The sequence below is a fragment of the Inquilinus limosus DSM 16000 genome, from assembly GCF_000423185.1.
Taxonomy (GTDB): Bacteria; Pseudomonadota; Alphaproteobacteria; order DSM-16000; family Inquilinaceae; genus Inquilinus; species Inquilinus limosus.
The window spans coordinates 459,745-481,251 of record NZ_AUHM01000002.1; the positions used below are offsets into that span (position 1 = coordinate 459,745).

Annotated in this window: 23 protein-coding genes; 5 read left to right on the plus strand and 18 right to left on the minus strand. The window is 72.9% G+C overall.

All coding sequences use genetic code 11. The features are described 5' to 3' along the window. Positions 1-4: 4 nt before the first annotated feature. Together G537_RS0106165 and G537_RS0106170 are read left to right on the plus strand one after the other, a co-directional pair. Positions 5-874 (plus strand): LysR family transcriptional regulator, encoded by an 870-nt coding sequence (locus tag G537_RS0106165; RefSeq protein WP_081688650.1) that lies wholly within the window; start codon positions 5-7, stop codon positions 872-874. A gap of 62 nt (positions 875-936) precedes the next feature. Continuing rightward, positions 937-1,689 (plus strand): nucleotidyltransferase domain-containing protein, encoded by a 753-nt coding sequence (locus G537_RS0106170; protein WP_026869356.1) that lies wholly within the window; start codon positions 937-939, stop codon positions 1,687-1,689. A 31-nt stretch (positions 1,690-1,720) separates the two neighbouring features. On the opposite strand, the gene G537_RS0106175 is transcribed toward G537_RS0106170, so the two are convergent. From G537_RS0106175 to G537_RS36715, 4 genes are all read right to left on the minus strand, one after another. Then, positions 1,721-2,242, minus strand: coding sequence for a GNAT family N-acetyltransferase (locus G537_RS0106175; protein WP_026869357.1), 522 nt, complete (start codon positions 2,240-2,242; stop codon positions 1,721-1,723). Next, on the minus strand, positions 2,239-2,892 hold the full coding sequence (locus tag G537_RS0106180) for a glutathione S-transferase family protein (protein ID WP_026869358.1): 654 nt from the start codon (positions 2,890-2,892) through the stop codon (positions 2,239-2,241). Before G537_RS0106180 ends, G537_RS0106175 begins: the two co-directional genes overlap by 4 nt. Before the next feature lie 73 nt (positions 2,893-2,965). Next, positions 2,966-3,592, minus strand: coding sequence for an SRPBCC domain-containing protein (locus G537_RS0106185; protein ID WP_081688614.1), 627 nt, complete (start codon positions 3,590-3,592; stop codon positions 2,966-2,968). Positions 3,593-3,747: 155 nt separating this feature from the next. Continuing rightward, positions 3,748-4,662 carry a LysR substrate-binding domain-containing protein gene (locus G537_RS36715; RefSeq protein WP_051247985.1) on the minus strand — a complete coding sequence of 305 codons (915 nt, stop codon included), beginning with the start codon at positions 4,660-4,662 and terminating at the stop codon, positions 3,748-3,750. 226 nt (positions 4,663-4,888) lie between these two features. Here G537_RS36715 and G537_RS0106195 point away from each other — a divergent pair, with 226 nt between their 5' ends. After that, complete coding sequence (locus G537_RS0106195) at positions 4,889-6,091, plus strand: MFS transporter (RefSeq protein ID WP_026869360.1); 1,203 nt, start codon at positions 4,889-4,891, stop codon at positions 6,089-6,091. Positions 6,092-6,095: 4 nt separating this feature from the next. Here G537_RS0106195 and G537_RS0106200 read toward each other — a convergent pair whose 3' ends face one another. Next, positions 6,096-6,644, minus strand: coding sequence for a methylated-DNA--[protein]-cysteine S-methyltransferase (locus tag G537_RS0106200; protein ID WP_034850721.1), 549 nt, complete (start codon positions 6,642-6,644; stop codon positions 6,096-6,098). Positions 6,645-6,699: 55 nt separating this feature from the next. Beyond that, positions 6,700-9,972: a GH36-type glycosyl hydrolase domain-containing protein gene (locus G537_RS0106205; protein ID WP_026869362.1), complete on the minus strand. Its 3,273-nt coding sequence runs from the start codon at positions 9,970-9,972 to the stop codon at positions 6,700-6,702. 134 nt (positions 9,973-10,106) lie between these two features. Between G537_RS0106205 and G537_RS0106210 the strand changes: the two genes are divergently transcribed. Continuing rightward, entirely contained in the window at positions 10,107-10,847 is a 741-nt protein-coding gene (locus tag G537_RS0106210; RefSeq protein ID WP_026869363.1) for an SIMPL domain-containing protein, read from the plus strand. Positions 10,848-10,985: 138 nt separating this feature from the next. Here the strand turns inward: G537_RS0106210 and G537_RS0106215 are convergent, their stop codons facing one another. After that, complete coding sequence (locus tag G537_RS0106215; RefSeq protein WP_081688615.1) at positions 10,986-11,477, minus strand: lytic transglycosylase domain-containing protein; 492 nt, start codon at positions 11,475-11,477, stop codon at positions 10,986-10,988. A gap of 137 nt (positions 11,478-11,614) precedes the next feature. On the opposite strand from G537_RS0106215, the gene G537_RS0106220 reads away from it, so the two are divergent. Further along, complete coding sequence (locus G537_RS0106220; protein ID WP_026869365.1) at positions 11,615-13,696, plus strand: 3-hydroxyacyl-CoA dehydrogenase NAD-binding domain-containing protein; 2,082 nt, start codon at positions 11,615-11,617, stop codon at positions 13,694-13,696. A 210-nt stretch (positions 13,697-13,906) separates the two neighbouring features. On the opposite strand, the gene soxA is transcribed toward G537_RS0106220, so the two are convergent. The 11 genes from soxA to G537_RS0106275 all read right to left on the minus strand — a co-directional run bounded on the left by soxA (position 13,907) and on the right by G537_RS0106275 (position 21,460). Then, positions 13,907-14,668 carry a sulfur oxidation c-type cytochrome SoxA gene (gene soxA, locus G537_RS0106225; protein WP_026869366.1) on the minus strand — a complete coding sequence of 254 codons (762 nt, stop codon included), beginning with the start codon at positions 14,666-14,668 and terminating at the stop codon, positions 13,907-13,909. Further along, complete coding sequence (gene soxZ / locus G537_RS0106230) at positions 14,668-14,988, minus strand: thiosulfate oxidation carrier complex protein SoxZ (RefSeq protein ID WP_026869367.1); 321 nt, start codon at positions 14,986-14,988, stop codon at positions 14,668-14,670. Before soxZ ends, soxA begins: the two co-directional genes overlap by 1 nt. After that, a complete protein-coding gene (locus G537_RS44965) occupies positions 14,985-15,653 on the minus strand; it encodes a SoxY-related AACIE arm protein (RefSeq protein ID WP_155888521.1) in 669 nt (222 codons plus the stop codon). The genes soxZ and G537_RS44965 overlap by 4 nt, the downstream gene beginning before the upstream one ends. A 3-nt stretch (positions 15,654-15,656) precedes the next feature. Next, entirely contained in the window at positions 15,657-16,076 is a 420-nt protein-coding gene (gene soxX, locus G537_RS0106240) for a sulfur oxidation c-type cytochrome SoxX (protein ID WP_026869369.1), read from the minus strand. 5 nt (positions 16,077-16,081) lie between these two features. Beyond that, positions 16,082-17,347, minus strand: a complete 1,266-nt coding sequence (locus G537_RS0106245) for an NAD(P)/FAD-dependent oxidoreductase (RefSeq protein ID WP_034850724.1) — start codon at positions 17,345-17,347, stop codon at positions 16,082-16,084. Continuing rightward, on the minus strand, positions 17,334-17,633 hold the full coding sequence (locus G537_RS0106250) for a c-type cytochrome (RefSeq protein WP_026869371.1): 300 nt from the start codon (positions 17,631-17,633) through the stop codon (positions 17,334-17,336). Before G537_RS0106250 ends, G537_RS0106245 begins: the two co-directional genes overlap by 14 nt. Then, positions 17,630-19,804, minus strand: coding sequence for a xanthine dehydrogenase family protein molybdopterin-binding subunit (locus G537_RS0106255; protein WP_026869372.1), 2,175 nt, complete (start codon positions 19,802-19,804; stop codon positions 17,630-17,632). The genes G537_RS0106250 and G537_RS0106255 overlap by 4 nt, the downstream gene beginning before the upstream one ends. Positions 19,805-19,815: 11 nt before the next feature. Next, complete coding sequence (locus G537_RS0106260) at positions 19,816-20,289, minus strand: (2Fe-2S)-binding protein (protein ID WP_026869373.1); 474 nt, start codon at positions 20,287-20,289, stop codon at positions 19,816-19,818. 84 nt (positions 20,290-20,373) lie between these two features. Then, on the minus strand, positions 20,374-20,541 hold the full coding sequence (locus G537_RS43560; RefSeq protein ID WP_155888522.1) for a hypothetical protein: 168 nt from the start codon (positions 20,539-20,541) through the stop codon (positions 20,374-20,376). Positions 20,542-20,687: 146 nt separating this feature from the next. Then, positions 20,688-21,062, minus strand: a complete 375-nt coding sequence (locus G537_RS0106270; RefSeq protein WP_051247993.1) for a c-type cytochrome — start codon at positions 21,060-21,062, stop codon at positions 20,688-20,690. Positions 21,063-21,115: 53 nt separating this feature from the next. Then, positions 21,116-21,460 carry a hypothetical protein gene (locus tag G537_RS0106275; protein ID WP_026869375.1) on the minus strand — a complete coding sequence of 115 codons (345 nt, stop codon included), beginning with the start codon at positions 21,458-21,460 and terminating at the stop codon, positions 21,116-21,118. Between the last annotated feature and the right edge of the window lie 47 nt (positions 21,461-21,507).

The following is a 21,507-nucleotide window of genomic DNA, read 5'->3' on the forward strand; positions in this document are numbered from 1 at the left end:
AGAGATGGAAGTCTTCGTCCGGGTGGTGGAGGAGGGCGGCTTCTCCGCCGCCGCCCGGCGCCTGGGCCTGACGCCGTCGGCCGTCGCCAAGCTGATCGGGCGGCTGGAGGGCCGGCTGGGGGTGCGCCTCCTGGCCCGGTCGACCCGCAGCCTGAGGCCGACGCCCGAGGGCGACCTGTTCTACGAGCAGGCCAGCCGCATCCTGGCCGACATCGCCGAGGCCGAGGCCGGCGTCTCCGGCTCCTCGGCGCCGCGCGGGCGGCTCCGGATCAGCGCCTCGATCCCCTTCGGCACGCATTGCCTGATGCCGCTGCTGCCGGAGTTCCGCGCCCGCCACCCGGCGGTGACGCTGGATGTCAGCCTGACCGACGAGGTGGTCGACATCCTGGCGGAGCGGACCGACGTCGCCATCCGCCACGGGCCGCTGCGCGACAGCAGCCTGCAGGCCCGCAAGCTGGGCGCCAGCCGGCGCCTGCTGATCGCGGCGCCACCCTATCTCGAGCGGCGGGGCACGCCGCGCACCCCGGCCGACCTGGCCGGGCACGACTGCCTGACCTTCAACTACCGGCGCAGCTTCACCGACTGGATCCTGGCCGGGCCGGACGGGCCCCGGCCGATGCAGGTGACCGGGCCGCTGGTGGTCAACAACGGCGAGACGCTGCGCCAGGCCGTGCTGGCCGGGATGGGGATCGGCCGCACCGCCCTGTACCACATCCGGGACGACCTCGCCGCCCGCCGGCTGGTCGAGCTGCTGCCGGACCACGACCCGCGCGAGATGGAGGAGATCCACGCCCTGTTCCTGGGCCGCGGCACCATGCCGGCCCGGGTGCGCGCCTTCATCGACTTCCTGGTTGAGCGGCTACGATTCGACTAGGGAATTGCGGGCGATGCCGCCGCAGAGACGCAGTTCGGGTCCAGTCTGTTGGGAGACGGGTGATGATGGCAGAGACCGCGCGGATCGAGGCGGCACTGGCCACAGCCGAGTCGGTTCTGGCCACACGCTATCCGGATGCCCGCTTCGCCTTCGTGGCGGGCTCGATCATCCGCGGCCAGGATACGGCCCATTCCGACGTCGACCTCGTGGTCGTGTATGGCCGGATCGATCGCGCAAGACGGGAATCCTTCCGCTCGGGCGGCTTTCCGGTCGAGGCCTTCGTCCATGACCCCGGGACGTTGCGGTGGTTCATGGACCAGGATGTGGCGCGGGGCCGCCCCAGCATCGTCACCATGGTCGCCGAGGGTCGCCTGATCGGCCCAGTCACTGCCGATGCCGTAGCCCTGCGCTCCGAGGCCGGCAGCCTCCTGGCAAAGGGTCCCCCGCCGCTGGCGGCCGAACGCCGCGACGCGCTCAGATACGAGATCACCGATCTGGTCGACGACCTGCGGGATCGGCGTACCCCACAGGAGATGCTGGCCATCGGCGCCGCCCTCCATCGGCGGCTCGCGGATCTGATGCTGCTGGGACGCGGCCACTGGACCGGAAGCGGGAAATGGATTCCCCGATTGCTGGCGGCGCTGGACGAGCCGCTTGCCCGGGACTTCGACGAGGCCTTCCGATGGCTGTTCGCCGAGAGCCGGCCGGATCGCCTGATCGCATTCGCCGAGACCGAACTGGGACACCATGGCGGGCCGCTCTTTGAGGGCGATCGCCGCGAGGCTCCGGCCGAGGCCCGCCGCTCGTCCGACTGACCGGCGTGCCGGACGCTATCTGCGCCGTGCCTTACCCCCGCGCCGCCAACGCCGCCAGATCGTCCCAGCCGTAGAGCAGGTTGTCCGAGCGCCAGAGCGGGCCGGGGTCGGTGTAGGCGCCGATCCGGCGGCCGCCCTGCGCCTCGTAGAAGGCGATGGCCGGGTCGTTGCCGACCACGACGCCGAGGCCGAGCGCTGCATAGCCCCGTTCGGCCAGCGCCGCGGCCAGGGCGGCGAGCAGCCGGCGGCCGATGCCGCGGCGGGCGAAGCCGCGCCCGACATAGAGGTACTTCACCTCGGCCCGGTCATCGAAGGCGGGGTCGCCCGGTGGCCCGGCCAAGCCGAAACCGGCCAGCGCGCCATCGGTCTCGGCGACAAGAGCGATCTGGTCCGGGTCGGCCAGGATCGCCTCCCATCGCGCCTGCCTGCGGGGCACGTCGAGCGCCGCCGCGGCCTCGGGCGGCGCCAGGTCGCGATAGGTGTCGCGCCAGACCGCGACGTGCAGCGCCGCCAGGGGCGGCGCGTCGGCAGGAACGGCGGGGCGCAGGATCATGCCGCCGCCGGCGCCGCGTCCCGGGCCTGGGCACGCTGCAGCGCCGGACGCGCGGCCAGCGTGGCGAGATAGGCGGACAGCGTCGGCGTCTCCGGCAGCTTGCCCCAGCCGTGCAGCCATTGCAGCAGCGACCCGATCAGTACGTCGGCGGCGCTGAACCGGTCGCCGAGCAGATAGGGGCCGCCGGCCTGCAGCGCCGTCTCAACCCGCCGCAGCGCCTCGGGGAAGGAGCACCAGCCGATGGTGCTGGCCGGCGGTTCCTCCCGCCGCGGGAACACCGAATCGGACAGCGCGGGCTCGAGCACCGAGGGGCAGTAGCCGATCCAGGTGGCGTAGGCGGCGCGCTCACGCGAGCCGACCCGCGGCGCCAGGCCGGCCTCGGGCACGGCATCGGCGACATAGGCGCAGATCGCGGCGCTCTCGGTCACCACCGCAGGCGGCGACCAGTCCCCGGCCGGGCCGCGGTCGATCAGCGCCGGCACCTTGCCGGCCGGGTTGATGGCGAGATAGGCGGGGTCCTTGTGCGTCGCCTTGGCGAAATCGTGCTGCGCGATCTCGAAGGGCACCCCGGTCTCCTCCAGCAGCCACAGGATGCGGGCGGAGCGGGAGCGCGGCGCATGGTGCAGGGTGAAGCGCGGCGTGGTCGTCATGGCCGAAGGTCCTCCCCAGGGAATGTCGTCGCGGCGCAGTGAACCACAGGTGCCGCGCGCAAAGCGAGGGGCGTCAGGAGGACGGCATCAACCGCCCGACCAGCGCCGCGAAGCGGTCGGCGACGCCGCGCCAATGCGCCCGCATCGCCTCACGTGCGTCGGCATCCGGCAGCTTCTCGTGGTGGAAGGTGATCACGGTCCTGGCCTCGCCGGGCTGCAGCGCGATCTGCACGGTCGAGGACGCCGCTTCGCCCGGCCCCCGCCGGGTCAGGCGCAGCCGGTCGCCCGGCCTGACCACGCGGATCTCGCCCGAGACGCCGTCGGCCGTGTGATAGGCGACGCCCGGCGCCAGCTCCGCCGGTTCCGCCGTGCCGAGCCAGAGCGTGCGGCCCTCCGGCGACAGCAGCAGGCGCCACACGGTCTCCGCCGGCGCCGGCAGGGTGCGGCTGACGCCGACCTGGAAGCCGGCATCGGCCGTCTGGCCGAGGGCGCGGCGGCCGATCGCCCGCTCATAGCCGACGGTGACCGACTGGCCCCACCAGCCGGACAGGCCGTGCTGCTCGCGCAGCCAGGCGACGATGCGCGGATGCGGCCAGTCGCGCGCGCCGGCCGCGTCGAGCAGCGCCTGCCATTCCGCCGGGGTCCTGCCGGTCGCGGCCACCACCGCCGCATCGCCCGGCTCGCTCTTGCTGATCGCCATTCGCTCCTCCCCAAAGCGCGACGGCTTTCCCCCTCACCCTCCCGCCGCCTTCGGCGTCGGGTCCCTCCCTCTCCCCGAGGAGAGGGATTTTTCACCTCTCCTCGGGGAGAGGTCGAAATCGCGTCAGCGATTTCGGGTGAGGGGGCGGCTCCGGCCTATCCGGAATCCCGCTTGCCGATCTCGCCCCCATCCTCGGCCCCGCGCACCTCCTCGGCAAGCCAGGCGCGGAAGGCGGCGAGCTTCGGCGTCCGCCACACCGCCGGCCGGGCGGCGACGTAATAGGCGAAGCGGGTGGGCCAGGGCCGGTCGAGCACCAGCGCGAGTCGGCCGGCGGCGATCTCCTCCGCCACATAGAGGTCACGCACCAGCGCCAGCCCCTGGCCGGCGATGGCGGCCCGGACCAGCAGCAGATCGCTGTCGAAGGCGGGGCCGCGCTCGGCCCGCGGGTCCTCGATCCCTTGCGCCGCCAGCCACAGCCGCCAGTCGGCCCGATCGCCGTCCTGCAGCAGCGGATAGGACAGGCAATCGGCCGGCCCGGCGACCGGCGGGCCGCGGCGCAGCAGTTCGGGGCTGGCGACGGGCAGCAAGCGCGGTGCCAGCAGCGGTTCGGAGACGAGACCCGGCCAGCGGCCGAGGCCGTGGCGCAGCACCACATCGACGCGGCCGAGATCGGCCAAAGCCGTGGTCGCCTCGACCCGCACCTCGATGCCGGGATGCCGGGCGGTGAAACGGCCCAGCCGCGGCACCAGCCAGGTGGCGGCGAAGGAGGGCGCGGTGCTGACCGTCAGCGTCTCCCGCCGCCCTTCCGCCGCCAGCAGGTCGAGCGCTTCGGCCAGCTGGTCGAAGCCGCGCTGGACCAGCGGATGCGCCCGGGCGCCGGCCTCGGTCAGGCGGATGCCGCGGCGATCGCGCACGAACAGCGCCAGCCCCAGACGTTCTTCCAGCAGCTTGAGCTGCTGGCTGACCGCGCCCGGGGTCACGCCCATGGCCTCCGCCGCCGCCTTGACGCTGCCGCGCCGGCCGATCTCGGCATAGGCCCGGAGGCCGAGGAGAGGAAGCGGTCCGGTCATCACAAACCGTCATCGCGAGCCGAAGGCGAAGCGATCCAGGACAGCCCGAGCGGCGGGCTGGATTGCTTCGTCGGCTTCCCCTCCTCGCAATGACGGTGAAGAGCGGAGTCCTCGATCGAAGGCGGCTTGGGTTTAGCCAGCCTAAACCTGAATCGCATGGAATCTCGTTTGCCTCATCCTTGCCTGCCCGGCGAGACTTTAGCCTGTCTGTGCGAGGAGCGACATCATGCGGCATGAAGGGCCGGACGGCCGGTGGATCCTGGTCGGCATCGGCTTTCTGGCCTTGGCGCTGTCCTTCTCGGTCCGCGCCGTGCTGGGGCTGGCGATGCCGGCGATCGAGGCGGAGCTGGGCTGGGGCCGCAGCTTCCTGTCGGGGGCGAGCGCGCTGGCGCTGTGCGTCATGGCGGCGATGGCGCCGCTGATGGGCGCCGCGGTCGACCGCCACGGCCCGCGCCGTCTGCTGGCGGGCGGGCTGCTGCTGATCGGCGCCGGCTCGGCGACCGTGGCCGCGGGCCGGTCCGAGGCGCTGTTCCTGCTGGGCTTCGGCCTCGTCGCCGCCATCGGCTTCACCGCGGTCGGCACCAACATCGTCGCCGCGGCGGTGGCCCGCCGCTTCGCCGAGAGGCGCGGCCTGGCCACCGGCATCGCCACCGCCGGCGCCACGGGCGGACAGCTGGTGCTGGTCCCGCTGGTGGCGCTGCTGGCGGCGGGGACGGCCTGGCGCGCCGGCTTCGCCGCCATGGCCGCCGCCTGCCTGGTGCTGGGCGTTGCCGCGTGGGCGGCGCTGCGCGGCGAAGCAGCACCGGCGGCGCCGTCGCGGCCCGAGGCCGAGGCGGGCGGCCCGGCGGCGCTGCTGCGCAGCCCGGTGTTCCACCTGCTGTTCTGGAGCTTCGCCATCTGCGGCTTCACCACCACCGGGGTGATCGAGACGCATCTCCTGCCCTTCGCGGCCCTGTGCGGCTTCCCGCCCCTGCCCAGCGCCACCGCCTATGGCGTGCTGTCGGCAGTGAACCTGGCCGGGATGGTGCTGGCCGGCTGGCTGACCGACCGGGTCGACCGGCCGCTGCTGCTGGGCGTCATCTATCTGGCCAGGGCCGCCAGCTTCGTCCTGCTGATCGGCCTCGGCCCCGACATCCGGCTGCTCTACGTCTTCGCCGTGCTGTTCGGCCTGTTCGACTATTCGACCGTGCCGGTCACGGTCAGCCTGGCGGCGAGCCATCTCGGCACCGCGCGCCTCGGCCTGGCGATGGGGCTGATCTCGGCCGGCCATGCCGCGGGCGGCGCGCTGGGCGCCTTCCTGGGCGGGGTGGTGTTCGACCGCTTCGCCGATTACGCGCCGCTCTGGGCCGGCTCGATCGGCCTCGCCGTCCTGGCCGGCGTCCTGGCCCTGCTGCTGCCGCGCCGGGCGCCGCAGCCGGCGGCGGCGTAACCGCTCACACCGCCAGCGTCGGCGGCCGCGCCCCCTCCAGCTCCAGCAGCGCCGCCTTGCGGTGCAGGCCGCCGCCGTAGCCGGTGAGGGTGCCGTCGCTGCCGACGAGGCGGTGGCAGGGCACCACCACCGAGATCGGGTTGGCGCCGTTGGCGGCGCCGACGGCGCGGACCGCCTGCGGCCGGTCGATCCGCTGCGCCAGGTCGCGATAGGTCAGGACGACGCCGCAAGGAATGGCGCAGAGCGCCGCCCAGACCAGGCGCTGGAACGGCGTGCCGAAGGGCGCCAGCGGCAGGTCGAAGGCCCGGCGCCGGCCGGCGAAGTATTCGCCCAACTGGCCCGCGATCGGGCGGATGGCGGCGGGATCGGCCGGGCCGGTCGGCAGCCCCTGCCGCTGCACGCGGCGCTGGCTGAAGGTCGGGGTGCCGTCGGCGTCCTCGAAGTCGAGGCCGACCAGGGCGCCCGTGGCGTCGACCAGCGCCAGCATCCGGCCCAGCGGCGTGTCGACCGGGCCGCCGGCGATCGGAGGGATGGGCTCGGCGAGGGTGATCATGGCGGTATGACGCTCCAGGAAACCGGTGCCGGCAACCCGGATCTTGCGCCGGTCGTCACGCCGCCCCCGCCGGCCGGCCGTAGCGCCGCCGCTCTCCGCCGCGCTCCAGCTCGACCGCCAGGTCCGGATGCGCGGTGGGCAGCAGCGGCTCGAACAGCCTTTCGCCGAAGCTGCGGCGCAGGCCGAAGACGTGGCGCAGCATCAGGTTGGTGGTGAGGCCCGGCCCGCTGGAATAGACCCGCCAGCCGCCATCGGCGGCGATCGCCCCCTGCTTGACCAGATCCCAGTCGGTGCCGGCGGCGTAGCGGTCGGCGAAGGCCGCGTCGCTGGAGCTGAAATAGGCGTTGCGCTGGCGCGGCGCCGCGTTCGGCACCACCTCGGTCGACGCCACCGGGCTGGCCTGCAGCAGGATCCGCCACACCGCGTCGGCCTCGCCATGCGCCGCCATCGCCTCGCCGGCGCGGAGATGGGCGTGGGTGTACATCAGCCCGATCTCGCGGCCGAAGAAGGCGGCGGATTCGGCCCGGCGGAACAGGGTCTCGACCCCGCCGCGATAGGCCACCGGCCGGTCCATCAGCCGGATGCCGTCCGGGAAGGTCAGGTGGTCGCGGATCAGGTCGAGGTGTCGCCGCACCGCCTCGCCCGCGAACAGCCCGGCGATCAGCGCCCGCTTCATCGGCAGCAGCGAATAGCGCAGGCCGGTGCGGGTGTCGCTGGGGTGCAGCAGCAGCTCGGCCACCGTGCCGTCCGGGTTGAACACGGCATAGCCGGCCAGCACGCCGTCGCGCAGCAGGTGGCGCTCCAGGTCCCAGTGCATCGCCCCGGCCAGCGCCTCGATCTCCCGCGCCCGGGCGGACCGGCCGGCGCGGTCCAGCACTGCGGCCCAGCGGCCGAGCTGCTGGATCAGCAGGGCCACGGTCCAGGCGCTGACCATCCAGTCGCGCAGATGCGGGTCGACCGGCTGCAGCGAATCGTTCCAGTCGCCCTCGCCGTAGCGCAGCAGCCGGGTGCCGGGGATGAAGCGCTCCTGCACCACCGCGACGATGCGGTCGATATGGGCCGAGACCGGGTCCTGCCGCTCCGTCCGGGTGAAGTCCTGCTCGTCGCGCCAGGCCACCTTCTCGTCGAGGAAGGCGAGGTCGCCGGTGGCCTCGACGTAGTCGCACAGCGCCTTCAGCGGCCAGACGATCACGTCGCCATGGGCGTGCCGGTCCTGGATCGGCGAATACGGCTCCAGCATGAACCATTGCGGCCAGTCGCCCCGGACCTCGTATTGCTGGGCGAAGACGGTGCGCAGGGTCTCCTTCACCGCGGCGTCGTGCTCCAGCGCCAGCAGGAACTCGACCGCGCCCTGGCAGACGTCGCGCGTGCCCCAGGCGCCGCCGGTGTACTGCTCCAGCCCGTGCGGCACGGTCAGGTGGATCATCGCGTCATGCGCCAGCCAGGGGAAGGCGGCGTCCAGCGCCTCGCCCTCCGCCCCGCCGCCGGTGATGCGCAGGCCGCGCGTCACCTCCTTCCAATGGGCGTTGGCCGAGGCCAGCATCTCCTCGAAGGACACGCCGACGGCATAGCGGTCGGCCAGGGCGGCGGCCGCGTCCGGGTCGGTCAGTGACCCGGTGACGGCGAAGCCGAAGCCGGCCACGGCGGCGGTGCGCAGCGCGATGTATCCGCCGCCCCGCCCCTGCCCGTCGGCATAGAGCAGCTCGTCGCCGCCGATCGCCTCGATCGCGTCCGGGGTGGGCGTCACGAGGTGGTAGATCGAGTCGGGATAGCGCTGCCCCCACAGCCAATCGGGATCCGGACGCAAGGAGATTCGCTTGCCGGCAGCGTCGACCGAGACCCGCCCGGCCTGTTCCAGCTCACGCTCGCCGAGCACCAGATGGCCGAGCACGAGGAAGCGGCAGGGCGCGCCCTCGACCTCCACCCGCCACTGCATCGCCGTTTCGGCGCCGGAGATTGCGGCGCGGACAATGACGGTGCGGCCGCCGAAGCGGTAGATCCAGCGGGCCTCCGCCAAGCCCATCTCGAAGGCCGAAGGCACCGACAGCAGGCGCCAGCCCTCGCCCGCGTTCACCAGGATCCGCAAGCCCGAGGCGCGGGTGATGTTGTAGGGGTCGCGCGAGACCGAGAGCAGCTTGTGGAAGGAGGTGTTGCCGATTGTCAGCTGGGCGGCGAAGACGCCATGCGCCCAGACCGTGGCGCAGAGCAGGTCGTCCGCCGGCAGCAGGGCCGAGCCGGAGCGCAGCAGCGCGCCGTGGCGGCGGCGCAGCCCCAGCTCCTTCGCCCGCAGCACCACGTGCCGGTTCAGGTCGTCCTCATCGACAAAGAAGGATTGCAGCGCGCCATCGCGCTTTTCCTCCAGCCGCCGGGCCGGCCACAGCCGGTCGAGCGCGGCGGCGTCGAGATCCTCGGCGACCAGCGGCGGCGCGTCCTGCAGCAGGCCGCGCACCGGCGTCTCCAGCGCCACCTCGGCCGGGCGGAAGGATTCGGCGGCCTTCAGCGCCTGCTCGACCACGGCGAGATCCCCGTCGCCGGAGGCCGCCTTGTGGTCCGGCACGAACAGGCCGAAGAAGCTCCAGGCCGCGGCGGCACCGGGCGCCAGCGTCATGGGGGCGGAGGCGATGGCCGGGCAGGCGGCCTCGTGCTGCAGCCGCTCGTCCGGCAGGTCGCCGGCGACCTCGGCGCGGTCGCGGAAGCCGGGGCCGAAGCTCTGCGCCGCATCGGTGGCGAAGCCGGCCGAGCCCTCCAGGCAGCCATGCGCCACCCAGGGATTGCGGCCGCCCTGGGCCAGGGCCTGGCGGCTCATCACCACCGGCCCGAGGCGCGGGTGCCGGGCGATGTGGTGGTCGATGTATTGCGAGGCGTAGGCCTCGTTGTTCATCAGGAAGCCGCGGCTGCCGAGGCCGACATCCTGCAGCAGCACGGCCGAGACCTCGGCCGCGACGACGCCCTTGTTCTCGACCTCGACCCGCCACAGCCAGAGAGCCGTGTCCGGCGCCAGCCAGAGGGTGACGCGGTGCGAGAGGCCGCCGGTCTCGCCGGCCCAGACGAATCGATCTTCCCCCGCGCCGACCTGCAGCCGCGCCGTCGGCCCGACAGCCTCGATCACACGGCCGCCGCCGAGCCGCAGCAGCACCCGGCCGATGCCGCCCGCGAGTGGCGATCCCAGCACCTGGTTGACCAGCACCAGGTCGCTCTTCTCGTCCGCCTGGTGCGACAGGGCGAAGAGCGTGCCGTTCGGCAGCAGGGCGGCGGCGAGGCCGGTGCGGTTGGCGATCCGGCGCAGCCCGAGCTGGGCGTCGCGCGGCAGGGTGAATTCGGCCGTCATATTTGCGTTCCCTCCGTCCCGCTTCCCTTCTACCCCGGCCCGGAGCCGATGCCTATGGGACCCGATGCCTGCCTTGGCGCCGTCGCAATTCGCCTCTCTACTCCGGACCAACCGCAACCCATCCGGAACCGACCATGACCCGCTTCCGCCCCAGCCTCCTTGCCGTCGCCCTGCTGGCCGCCGTCGCCGTGCCGGGCATGACCGCCATCTCGGCGCCGGCCCTGGCCGCCGAGGCCGGCCAGACCGCGCCGACCCTGACCATGACCGGCGAGGGCAGCGCCAGCGCCGCGCCCGACCAGGCCTTGGTCACCAGCGGCGTCACCAGCGAGGGCAAGACCGCGCGCGAGGCCGTGGAGGCCAACAGCACGGCCATGGGCGCGCTGATCGACGCCTTCAAGAAGGCCGGCATCCAACCGGCCGACCTGCAGACCAGCGGCTTCTCGGTGCAGCCGCGCTACGCCGCGCCGAAGGAAGGGTCGGGCGACGCGCCGCGGATCGACGGCTACGAGGTGCGCAACCAGGTGACGGTCCGGATCCGCGACCTGACCAAGCTGGGCGCGATCCTCGACACGGCGGTCGCCACCGGCTCGAACCAGATCGACGGCATCGGCTTCGGCCTGGCCGACCCGGCGCCGGTGCTGGACAAGGCGCGCGAGGCCGCGGTGGCGGACGCCAAGCGCAAGGCCGAGCTGATCGCCAAGGCGGCCGGGGTGAAGCTGGGCCGGATCCTGGCGATCAGCGAGCCGGGGGTCGAGCCCGGCCCGCGCCCGATGATGGCCGCCTATGCCATGGAGAAGGCGGCCGCCGTGCCGGTCGAGGCCGGCGAGAGCGAGTTCAAGGCGCGGGTGACCGTGACCTGGGAGATCGCTCAGTAAGCACGGCGCCCTTAAGATCCCTACTTCGTCATGGCGAGGCGCGCAGCGCCGTGGCCATCCAGGGGGCCGGTGCGAGCTGCCCTGGATGGCCACGCCCCTTCGGGGCTCGCCATGACGATGTGAGCGTGGCTCCGGGGGTCACTGCCCCTGAATGACGTGGATCGCCTCATACACGCGGCGGACCTGGTCGGCATAGGGCCGGCCCGCCGCCAAGTTCTCCGGCCCGGCATTGTAGGCGGCGACCGCGGACCAGATGTCGCTGCCGCCGGTCGCCACGCGCATCTCGCGCAGGATCTCGCCCCCGACCAGGAGGCAGACGCAGCGGTCGGACAGCAGCACCTCGCGGGTGACGCCGAGCGCGGCCAGGCGCGGATAGTGGATCGAGTTGATCTGCATCATGCAGACATCCTCGGTGCCGTTGCCGTTGGCGGCGTTCACCGCCTGCTGCCGCCAGCGGCTCTCGACATAGGACATGGCCAGGATCAGCTCGGTCGGCACCCCGGCCTGGCGGGCGGCGCGGGCCATGCAATCCCCGGCCGAGGCCGGGCCCGGCAGCGCCAGGGCGAGCGCCGCCAGCGCCGCCGCCACCGGTCTTCGCCCGCCGATCCTGTCCCCGCCATGTAGAGCCATGGGATCCGCCCCGCGCCGCCCACAGGTTGCGAAGCCTATCGCATTCGGCTTGCCGATCAATGACATCGGCCTATACCGGGTGTGAAGCGGATGCGAGCCGCAGACCAGCGCCCGCAGCGGAGAGCCGAGGAGGACCGATGGAGAAGGTGCGTACCACCGTGGAGGACGGGATCGCGGTCGTCACCATCGCCAGCCCGCCGGTCAACGCCCTGGATGCCGCGGTGCGCGCCGGCCTGGCCGAATCGGTTCGGCGCGCCGATGCCGACCCGGCGGTCCGCGCCATCGTCATCGCCGCCGAGGGCCGCACCTTCATCGCCGGCGCCGACATCAGCGAATTCGGCAAGCCGCCGGTGCCCCCTTCCCTGCCCGAGGTGATCGACGGCTTCGATTCGGTCGGCAAGCCGATCGTCGCCGCGATCGGCGGCGCGGCGCTGGGCGGCGGGCTGGAGGTGGCGCTGGGCTGCGATGCCCGCGTCGCCGGCCCCGCCGCGACGCTGGGCCTGCCCGAGGTCAAGCTGGGCCTGATCCCCGGCGCCGGCGGCACCCAGCGGCTGCCGCGGCTGATCGGCGCCGCCCCCGCCTTCATGCTGATGGCCGAGGGAAATCCCGTCCCCGCCGCCAAGGCGCTCGCGCTCGGCATCGTCGACGCGGTGGCCGAGGGCGACCTGCTGGCCGCGGCCAAGGCCAGGGCGCTGGAGCTGGCCGCGGCCGGCACGAAGCGGCGCACCCGCGACCTGGACCGGCACCTGCAGCCCGGCGGCCGCGAAGCCTTCGAGCAGGCGGCCGCCGAGGCACTGAAGCGCAGCCCGGAGCTGCCCAACATCGCCGCCCTGGCCGAGGCCGTGCGCGCCGCCTTCACCGAGATCTTCGAGGCCGGGCAGGCGCTGGAGCGCGCCCGCTTCGTCGGGCTGGTGGCCGACGACCGGTCCAAGGCCCTGCGCTACGCCTTCTTCGCCGAGCGCGAGACCTCCCGCGTGCCGGGCCTGGCCAAGGACACGGCGCGGCGGCCGGTCGGCCGGGCTGCGGTGATCGGCGCCGGCACCATGGGTGCCGGCATCGCCGTCTGCTTCGCCAATGCCGGCATCCCGGTGACGGTGATCGAGACCGGCGAGGAGCAGCTGGCCCGCGGCCTCGACCGGATCGCCAAGACCTACGCGTCCTCCGTGCAGCGCGGCAGCCTGTCGGAGGAGGAGCGGGACCGGCGCCTGGCGCTGGTGGCCGGCAGGGTCGGGCTGGACGCCGCGTCGGACGCCGATCTCGTGGTCGAGGCGGCCTTCGAGGACATGGATCTGAAGCGGCAGATCTTCGGCACGCTGGACCGGGCGGCGAAGCCGGGCGCGATCCTGGCCACCAACACCTCCTATCTCGACGTCGACGAGATCGCCGCCGCGACCGCCCGGCCCGGCGACGTGCTGGGGCTGCATTTCTTCAGCCCGGCCAATGTCATGCGCCTGCTGGAGGTGGTGCGCGGCAAGGCGACCGCGCCGGAGGTGCTGGCCACCGCGATCGACCTGGGCAAGCGGCTGGGCAAGGTGCCGGTGGTGGTCGGCGTCTGCCGCGGCTTCGTCGGCAACCGCATGCTGGCCCGCCGCACCCAGGAGGCCGAGCGCCTGCTGATCGAGGGCGCGCTGCCGCACGACGTCGACGCCGCCCTGACCGGCTTCGGCTTCCGCATGGGGCCCTTCGCGGTCAGCGACCTGGCGGGGCTGGACATCGCCTGGCGCAACCGCAAGGCGCTGGGCCAGACCGCGCCGGTGGCCGATGCGCTGTGCGAGGCCGGCCGCCTGGGCCAGAAGGCCGGGCGCGGCTACTACCTCTATCCCAAGGGCACCCGCAGCGGCGTGCGCGACCCGGAGGTGGAGGCGCTGCTGGAGCAGGTCTCGGCCCGGCTGGGCGTCACTCGGCGCCCGATTCCGGCCGAGGAGATCGTCGAGCGTCTGGTCTATCCGATGGTCAATGAGGGCGCCCGGATCCTGGAGGAGGGCATCGCCGCCCGCCCCGGCGACATCGACGTCATCTGGATCAACGGCTACGGCTGGCCGGCCTGGCGCGGCGGCCCGATGTTCCATGCCGACCGGGTCGGGCTGAGGACCGTAGCCGCCCGGCTGGAGGCCTTCGCCGCCGCCCGCGGCGAGCCGAGCCTGGCGCCGGCGCCGCTGCTGCGCCGCCTGGCCGATTCCGGCCAGGGCTTCGTCGACTGGGCCGCGCCGGCGCGTTGAGCGGGTGTCCCGCAGGGATGGCCGCGGCGGCTCCCCGCGAGGGTGGTTGTGGGGGCTACCTCTCCCGTTCACGGGAGAGGCAAAAATAATCGGTTCTCCAAGATCTGAGGACACCTCGCGCGACAACCGCGCGCTCACCCCGTATCCGGCGGTTTGCCGCCTTTGAACGAAAACGGCCGCTAATACCACTGCGATCGTAACCCACCGGTGTCAGGGACGCACCCCCGGGGTTTCGATCGGCAGCCCTGCGGCTCGCGAGCGCAGATAGAGCTCGAGCGCCGTGAACTCCGGCGCGCCCCAGGCGTAGGGCTCGGCCCGCACCCCGATCATGCAGTTGCGCATCCGCCGCTGCAGCGACCCCACCGACTGCCATTCCAGCCGGTAGATCGGATAGCCGGTCGGATGCGCCTGCGTGATCGCGCTGCCGCCCAGCCTCTGCCCCCAGCGCTCGTCGTGACAGACGGCGCAGGACAGGTCGAGCTGGCCGATCCGCCGCTCGAACAGCCGGCGCCCGTCCTCGACGAAGGGCTTCAGCCGCTCGTCGTCGACGGGCTCGACCGGCATGCCGCGCGACTGGTGCGCGACATAGGTGGTCAGGGCCAGCAGCTCCTCGCTTTCGTGGTCGAAAGGCGTCGCACCTTGCCGCGCCATCCGGCACTGGTTGATCCGCCCCTGCAGGTCGATCGGCCGGCCGCTCGCCGCGTCGAAGGCGGGGTAGCGGGCCGCGACGCCGCGCATGCCGGCGGCCGCGTCGCCGTGGCAATCGGCGCAGGACCGGCCGGCCGCGCCCTCCGGCTGCCGCCACAGCGCCTCGCCCTGCATCACCCACAGCATGCCGGGGTTGGCGGCATCGTCCCGCTGCAGCGCCTGCGTCTCCGGCGCCATGAAGTCGAATCCCGAGCGCCGGTCGGCATTCGGGGCCTGGCCGCCGACCGCCAGGGCCATGCCGAGCAGCAGGAGCGTCCGCCGCATCAGGTGACGGTGATCTCGACCGAGGCCCGCTCGACGGTGCCATGGTCGTCGGTCCAGGCGAATTCGAGCGTCCCGGACTCCGTGGCCACGGTGGTGAAGGCGATGAAGGGGTTGGCGGAGACGGCCGGGAACAGCTCGGCCGAGAACACCTCGACGCCATTATAGGTGCAGGCGAAGCGGTGGATGATGTCGCGGGGGATGAACTGGCTGTTCGGGCCGAGGCGGTGGCCGGTCTCCATCTTGTGCGCGATCATCGCCTTGATCTCGATGACCTCGCCGCGGCGGGCCGTCTTCGGCGCGTTGATCAGGGGCTTGGTCACGACAGGTCCTCGATGCAGGCGGCGAGGGTCACGATCACCTCCGCCTCGGCCGACCAGACGCTGCCGTCACTCATCTCAGCCAGGGCGACGACGGTCTGCGAGGTGGCGAGGCGGATCCGTGTCGACACGCTGGCCCGGCCGGACCGCGGGCCGAGATGGAAGATCGCGATATCGGCCTGCGGGTTCTTCTCGTTGAACAGGGCGATGCGGCGGACGTGGTCGGCTTCGGTCATCGGGCTGTCCACCGCCACCGTCACGCCGACGGCGTTGCCGTTCTCGACCAGGGGCGGGATGTCGAACCGCACCCGGCCGGGCCGGATCTCGGCCTCGCCGGCGAAGCCGCGGATGGCCTCCTCCAGCGACGGGCGGGCGCGGGCCGGCCTTGGGGCCAGGACCAGCACGGCGAGGCCTGCGCCGGCTGCCAGGAGGCCACGGCGGGCCAAAGTCAGTGAGTCCCCCCTCCCCTCGCGGGAGGGGGATAGGGGGAGGGGGGTTTCGCGGTTTGCCTCCGGCCCAGATTGCGGCCACTCGGCGCGAGCGGCGAGTTCAATGCCCTGCGCATTCGCGCGCGGACGCGCGCAGACCCCTCCCCCTGCCCCCCTCCCGCAAGGGGAGGGGGGACTCTTATTGCCTGGGTGAATGGGTTTGATGCGGAAGTCCGCCATCCCTCACTCCCTCAGCGTCGCGAGATAGGCGATCACGTCCTCGATCTCTTCGGCCGTCAGCACGGGCTTCCCCTGCCAGGCGGAGGCGACGCGCTCGAAGCCGTCGGACCGATAGTATGACGGCATGATCGAGCCCGGGACCAGGCGCTTCATGTCGACCACGCGCAGCCGCAGTTGCCCCTCGCTGAAACGCGCGCCGATGCCCCGCAGGTCCGGCGCCAGCGTGCCCTGCTGGTGCGGCGGGGCGAAGGGGCCGGCATGGCACAGCGAGCACAGGCTGCGGTGCCGGTCGGCCATCAGCGCCTGGCCCCGCGCCGGGTCGCCGGGACGGCCGGTGAGCGATGCCGGGATGGCGTCGCCCTCGACCTCATACGGTTGCGCGGCCGCCGGCGACATCGCGGTGAGCGCGGTCAGGACGAGCACCGCCCTCATCCGAACACCGCCCCGGTGATGGTCTCGAACCAGGCTTGGGCGTAGCGGGCCTCCATCTCCCGGACCTCCGGCGGCGCATCGAGCGGGCTGGTGCCGCCGGAACCCTCGACCTCGCGCAGCAGGCCGTCGGCCGGGCGGTACACCCCGGCGATCGAGATGCCGTAATCCGGCGCGACCAGGCTGTAGCAGGTGTTGACCAGCTTCTGCTCGCCCGGCGTCTCGCCGCGCAGCATCGCGGCGACGGCGGCGGCGCAGACCTTGGCCTGGCCGTTGGCGGCGAAGGCGGATTTCGGCACGGCCCCGGCGATCGCGGCATCGCCGATCACATGGATGCCGGGCTGCAGCCGGGATTCGAAGGTGACGGGGTCGATCGGGCACCAGCCGGTCTGGTCGGCCACGCCGGCGGCCTGGGCGATGGCGCCCGCCCGCTGCGGCGGGATGACGTTGGCGACATCGGCGCGATGGCTGTCGAATTCGGTGACCAGAGTCTTCGTCGCGGCATCGACCTCCGTCACCCGGCCGCCGGAGGACAGCGGCACCCATTCCAGGAGCCCGGGATACAGCGCCGCCCAGGCCGCCTGGAACAGCCGCTGCTTCGAGAACGCGTCCTTGGCGTCGAGCACGATCAGCTTGGAGCGCGGCTTGTTGGTCTTCAGGTAATGCGCGATCAGGCTGGCCCGCTCATAGGGGCCGGGCGGGCAGCGGAACGGGTTGGGCGGGGCGGAGATCACGACCACGCCGCCGTCCGGCATCGCCTCCAGCTGCCGGCGCAGCAGCAGCGTCTGGTCCCCCGCCTTCCAGGCATGAGGCATGGTCTCGGCGGCGGCCTGGTCGTAGCCGGGCAGGGCGTCGAAGCGCAGCTCGATCCCCGGCGCCAGCACCAGCCGGTCGTAGTCCAGGGCCGAGCCGTCGTCGAGCCGTACCCGCCGCGCCGCGGGGTCGACCGCGACGGCGCTGCGCCGCGCGATCTCGACGCCGTCGCGCCGCAGCCCGTCATAGCCGAAGCGCTGGGCATCGAGATCGCGCAGGCCCGCGACCACCTCGTTGCTGAAGGGGCAGGCGGTGAAGCGCTCCTCCGGCTCGACCAGCGTCACCGCCAGCTCGCCGGACTCTCGCCGCAGGGCACGGGCGCAGCTGGCCCCGCCGAAGCCGCCGCCGACGACCACCACCCGCGCCCTGGGTCCCTGCCCCAGCACGGCAGGAGCCCAGAGCGCCGCCCCTCCGGCCGCGAGACCCTGCAGGACGGCCCTACGGCCCGGCATGGTCTCGCTCGTTGGCGAGCCACTCCGCGATCGCGCGCGTTTCCTCATCCGTGAAGCCTTTGGCGATTCGATCCATCACCGTCGCCGGCCGCTCGCCGCTGCGGAACGCCGCCATGGCCGCGGCGATCTCCGCGGCCGGGCGGCCCTCCAGGGGCGGCACCAACCCCGTCTCCGCCCCGGCCGGCCCGTGGCAGCCGGAGCAGGAGGCGGCGCCGGAGGGCTGCGCCGCGGCCGGAGCCGCGGCCGCCAGCAGAACCAGAGCGGCGAGCGGCCAGGGGATGGTCATGCGCTCTTCAGATCGTGCTTGGCCAAGGGCAGGGTGCGGATGCGCTTGCCGGTGGCGGCGAAGATCGCGTTCAGCACCGCCGGGGCCGCGACCGCGATGGTCGGCTCGCCGACCCCGCCCCAGAAGCCGCCGGAGGGGATGATGATCGTCTCCACCGCCGGCATCTCGTCCATGCGCAGCACATTGTAGGTGTCGAAGTTCTCCTGCTCCATGCGCCCCCCGTTCACCGTACATTCGCCGTGCAGGCAGGCCGACAGCCCGTAGACGAAGGATCCCTCGACCTGCCGCTCGATCTGCGCCGGGTTGACGGCATGGCCCGGATCGGTCGCCGCGACGATGCGGTGGATCCGGAGCCGCCCGTCGGTGACCGAGACCTCGGCCGCGGCCGCGACATAGCTGCCGAAGCCCATGATCTGGGCCAGGCCGCGATGCCGGCCCTCCGGCGGCGGGCTGCCCCAGCCGATCCCTTCCGCCACCGCCTCCAGCACGGCCAGATGCTTCGGGTGGTTCGCCATCAGCTTGCGGCGGAAGGCAAGCGGGTCCTGCCCGGCGGCATGGGCGAGCTCATCGATGAAGCATTCGAGGTAGACCGCGTTCTGGTTCAGGTTGACGCCGCGCCAGAAGCCCGGCGGCACCGGCGGGTTGCGCATGGCATGGTCGACCAGCAGGTTGGGCACGGTGTAGCCGATGGCCCCCTCGGCCCCGCCGTCGTTGAGGCCCTGGAACACTACCGGGTCCTTGCCGTCCTGCATGCCCTCGGGCCTGACCGCCGCCAGGATCGACTGGCCCGAGATCCGCATGTGCAGCCCCACGAGGTTGCCGTCCGCATCGAGCGCCCCGGTCAGCTTGCACTGGGTGGTGGGATGATAGGCGCCGTGCAGCATGTCCTCTTCGCGCGACCACAGCAGCTTCACCGGCGTGCCGGGGATCTGCCTGGCGATGCGCACCGCCTGGCGCACATAGTCGTGGAAGTTGCCGCGCCGGCCGAAGCCGCCGCCGAGATGCACCTTGTACACCTCGCATTGCCGCACCGGCAGCTCGGCCGCCTCGGCCGCCACCGCCAGCGCCGCCTCGCCGTTCTGGGTCGGGCACCAGACCTCGCAGCGCTCCGGCGTCCACACCGCCGTGGCGTTCATCGGCTCCATCGTGGCGTGGTTCTGGTACGGGAAGGCATAGACGCCCGTGACCGTCTTCGCCGCACCGGCGAGCGCCTGGCGCACGTCGCCCTTGCTGCTGCCGATGAAGGCGTCGTCCGCATCGAGCCCGGCCGCCAGCATCTCGGCGATCGAGGCGCTGGAGACCCCGGTGTTCGGCCCCTCGTCCCAGACGACCGGCAGGGCGTCGAGCGCGGTCTTCGCCCGCCACCAGGTGTCGGCGACCACGGCCACGGCCGTGTCGTCGACCTGCACCACCTGGCGCACGCCCGGCATGCCGGCGACGGCCGCGGCGTCGAAGCTCTTCACCTTGCCGCCGAAGACCGGGCAGGCCTTGACCGCGGCGTTCAGCATGCCGGGCCGGACGATGTCGGCGCCGTAGATCTGCTTCCCCGTCAGCTTGTCCTTGGTGTCGAGCCGCGGCAGCGGCTTGCCGGCGATGGTCCAGTCCTTCGGGTCCTTCAGCGCGACCTCGGTGGGCGGCTGCAGGCGCGCGGCGGCCGCCGCCACCTTGCCGAAGGTGGTGCTGCGGCCGCTGGCGGCATGGCTGATCACGCCCTTGTCGACCGTGCATTCCGCCGGCGCCACCTGCCATTCCGCCGCCGCGGCGGCGACCAGCATATGCCGCGCCGCCGCCCCGCCCTTGCGCACATAGTCCTGGGATTCGCGGATGCCGCGGCTGCCGCCGGTGGAGAAATTGCCCCAGATCCGCTCGCGCGCCAGATTCTCGCCCGGCGACGGATATTCGGTGGTGACGCGGGACCAGTCGCAGCCCAGCTCCTCGGCCACCAGCTGGGCCAGGCCGGTCAGGGTGCCCTGCCCCATCTCCGACCGGGCGATCCGGATCACCACGGTCTCGTCCGGCTGGATCACGACCCAGGCGTTGACCTCGGGCACCGCCTCGGCCGCCAAGGCCTCGCCGGCGAAGGGCACGCGGAAGCCGAGCGACAGCCCGCCGATCGCGGCGGCGCCGCTGACGATGAAGCCGCGGCGCGAAATGCTCTGCACGATCGTCATGCTCGCCTCCCTCAGCCGCTCTGGACCGCGTCGGCGTTGCCGGCGGCCTGCTTGATCGCCGCGCGCACCCGGTTGTAGGTGCCGCAGCGGCAGATGTTGGTGATCTCCGCGGCGATGTCGTCGTCGGTCGGGTTCCGGTTCTGCTGCAGCAGCGCGGCCGCCGCCATGATCATCCCGGTCTGGCAGTAGCCGCATTGCGGCACGTCGAGCGCCAGCCAGGCCTTCTGCACCGGGTGCGACCCGTCGGGCGACAGCCCTTCGATGGTGACGATCTCCTGCTCCGGCGCGATCGCGCTGACCGGCATGGCGCAGGACCGGGTGGCGACGCCGTCGATATGGACGGTGCAGGCGCCGCATTGGGCGATGCCGCAGCCGTATTTGGTGCCGGTCAGGCCGATCTGCTCCCGCAGCACCCACAGAAGGGGCGTGTCGGGCTCGACGTCGACGCTGCGCTCGGTTCCGTTAATCTTGAGGGTGAAGGCCATGGCTGCCTCGCGGGTGGCTGGGTTGGACCGGAACGCCGTCACGTGGCTTGCGGGCACCGGCGGGCGGCCGGTGCCCGCGCCATCTCAACTCGGCTTCGCGTCCGACGCCGGAGCCGGCGTGGTCGTCGGCGTGCTCTGCGCCCCGGCGGTGGTGTCCCGCTGGATGCAGCCGTCACCCTGGGCGAGCGCGGTGCCGATGGTGGCCAGCAGGGCGAGGCCGGCCAGGATCGGAACGGGGATCTTGGTGAGCACGACACGTCTCCTGTGGTTGATGAAGGAGGAAAGCCTGGACGGCGGCTGTCGCAGAACCTTGTCCGCCGGCCCCGGCCTTTGTCGCGAGCCGTCGCGAAACGGCCCGCTGACACGGTTTGATACAAATTCCTGTCCGGCCCCCGGTCTCAGCGGCCGTTCAGATAGGCGATGATGGCGGCACGCTGCGCGGCGTCGCGCAGGGCGACCGTCATGGTGGTGCCGGGCACGGTCTTCCGCGGATCGGCCAGGAAGGCGTCGAGCGACTGCGCGTCCCAGGTGACGCCGGACTCCTGCAGGGCCTTGGAGTAGCGGGCGCCCTCGACGCTGCCGGCCTTGCGGCCGACCACGCCGGCCAGGCTGGGGCCGGCCCGGTTCTGCCCGGGATCGAGGCTGTGGCAGGAGGCGCAGCGCGTGCGGAAGGCGCGTTCGCCCTCCGCGGCGGCGCCCTGCGCAAAGGACGGCAAGGGGGCGCCGAGCAGCGCCGCGACGGCCAGCAGCATGGCCGGACGGGCCAAGGTCATCACGAAACATCTCTCCGTTCAGTCGGTGGTCGATCGATGTCGGGCCGGCCCGGTCACGCCCGGCCGCCCTGCGGCTGCGGGGCGAAGACGAAGGGGCCGGCCCGGTCGGCGGATCCCGCCGCGTGGCAGTCTTCCGCGCCGGCGGCCAGATGTGCGCCGGGAAGCCCGGCCGACAGGATCACGGGCCCGCCGACCGGCTCCCGGCCGATGATGGCGGCGACGCCCAGGATGGCCAGCAACCCGCAGGCGGCGAGCCAGCTGGCCGCCACCTCGTCCCAGCTCAGAGCCAGCCGGTCCACCGGCGGGCTCCAGCCGGGCTCGATGCGCTCGGGATCGATCGCCGGTGCAATGGCGGCGGTGTCCGGCCCGGCCGGCCGGATCGATGTCGCGTCGTGCATGGGTCATCCCTTTCGCTGAGAACCCCCGCAGCATGCCGGCCGGTTGT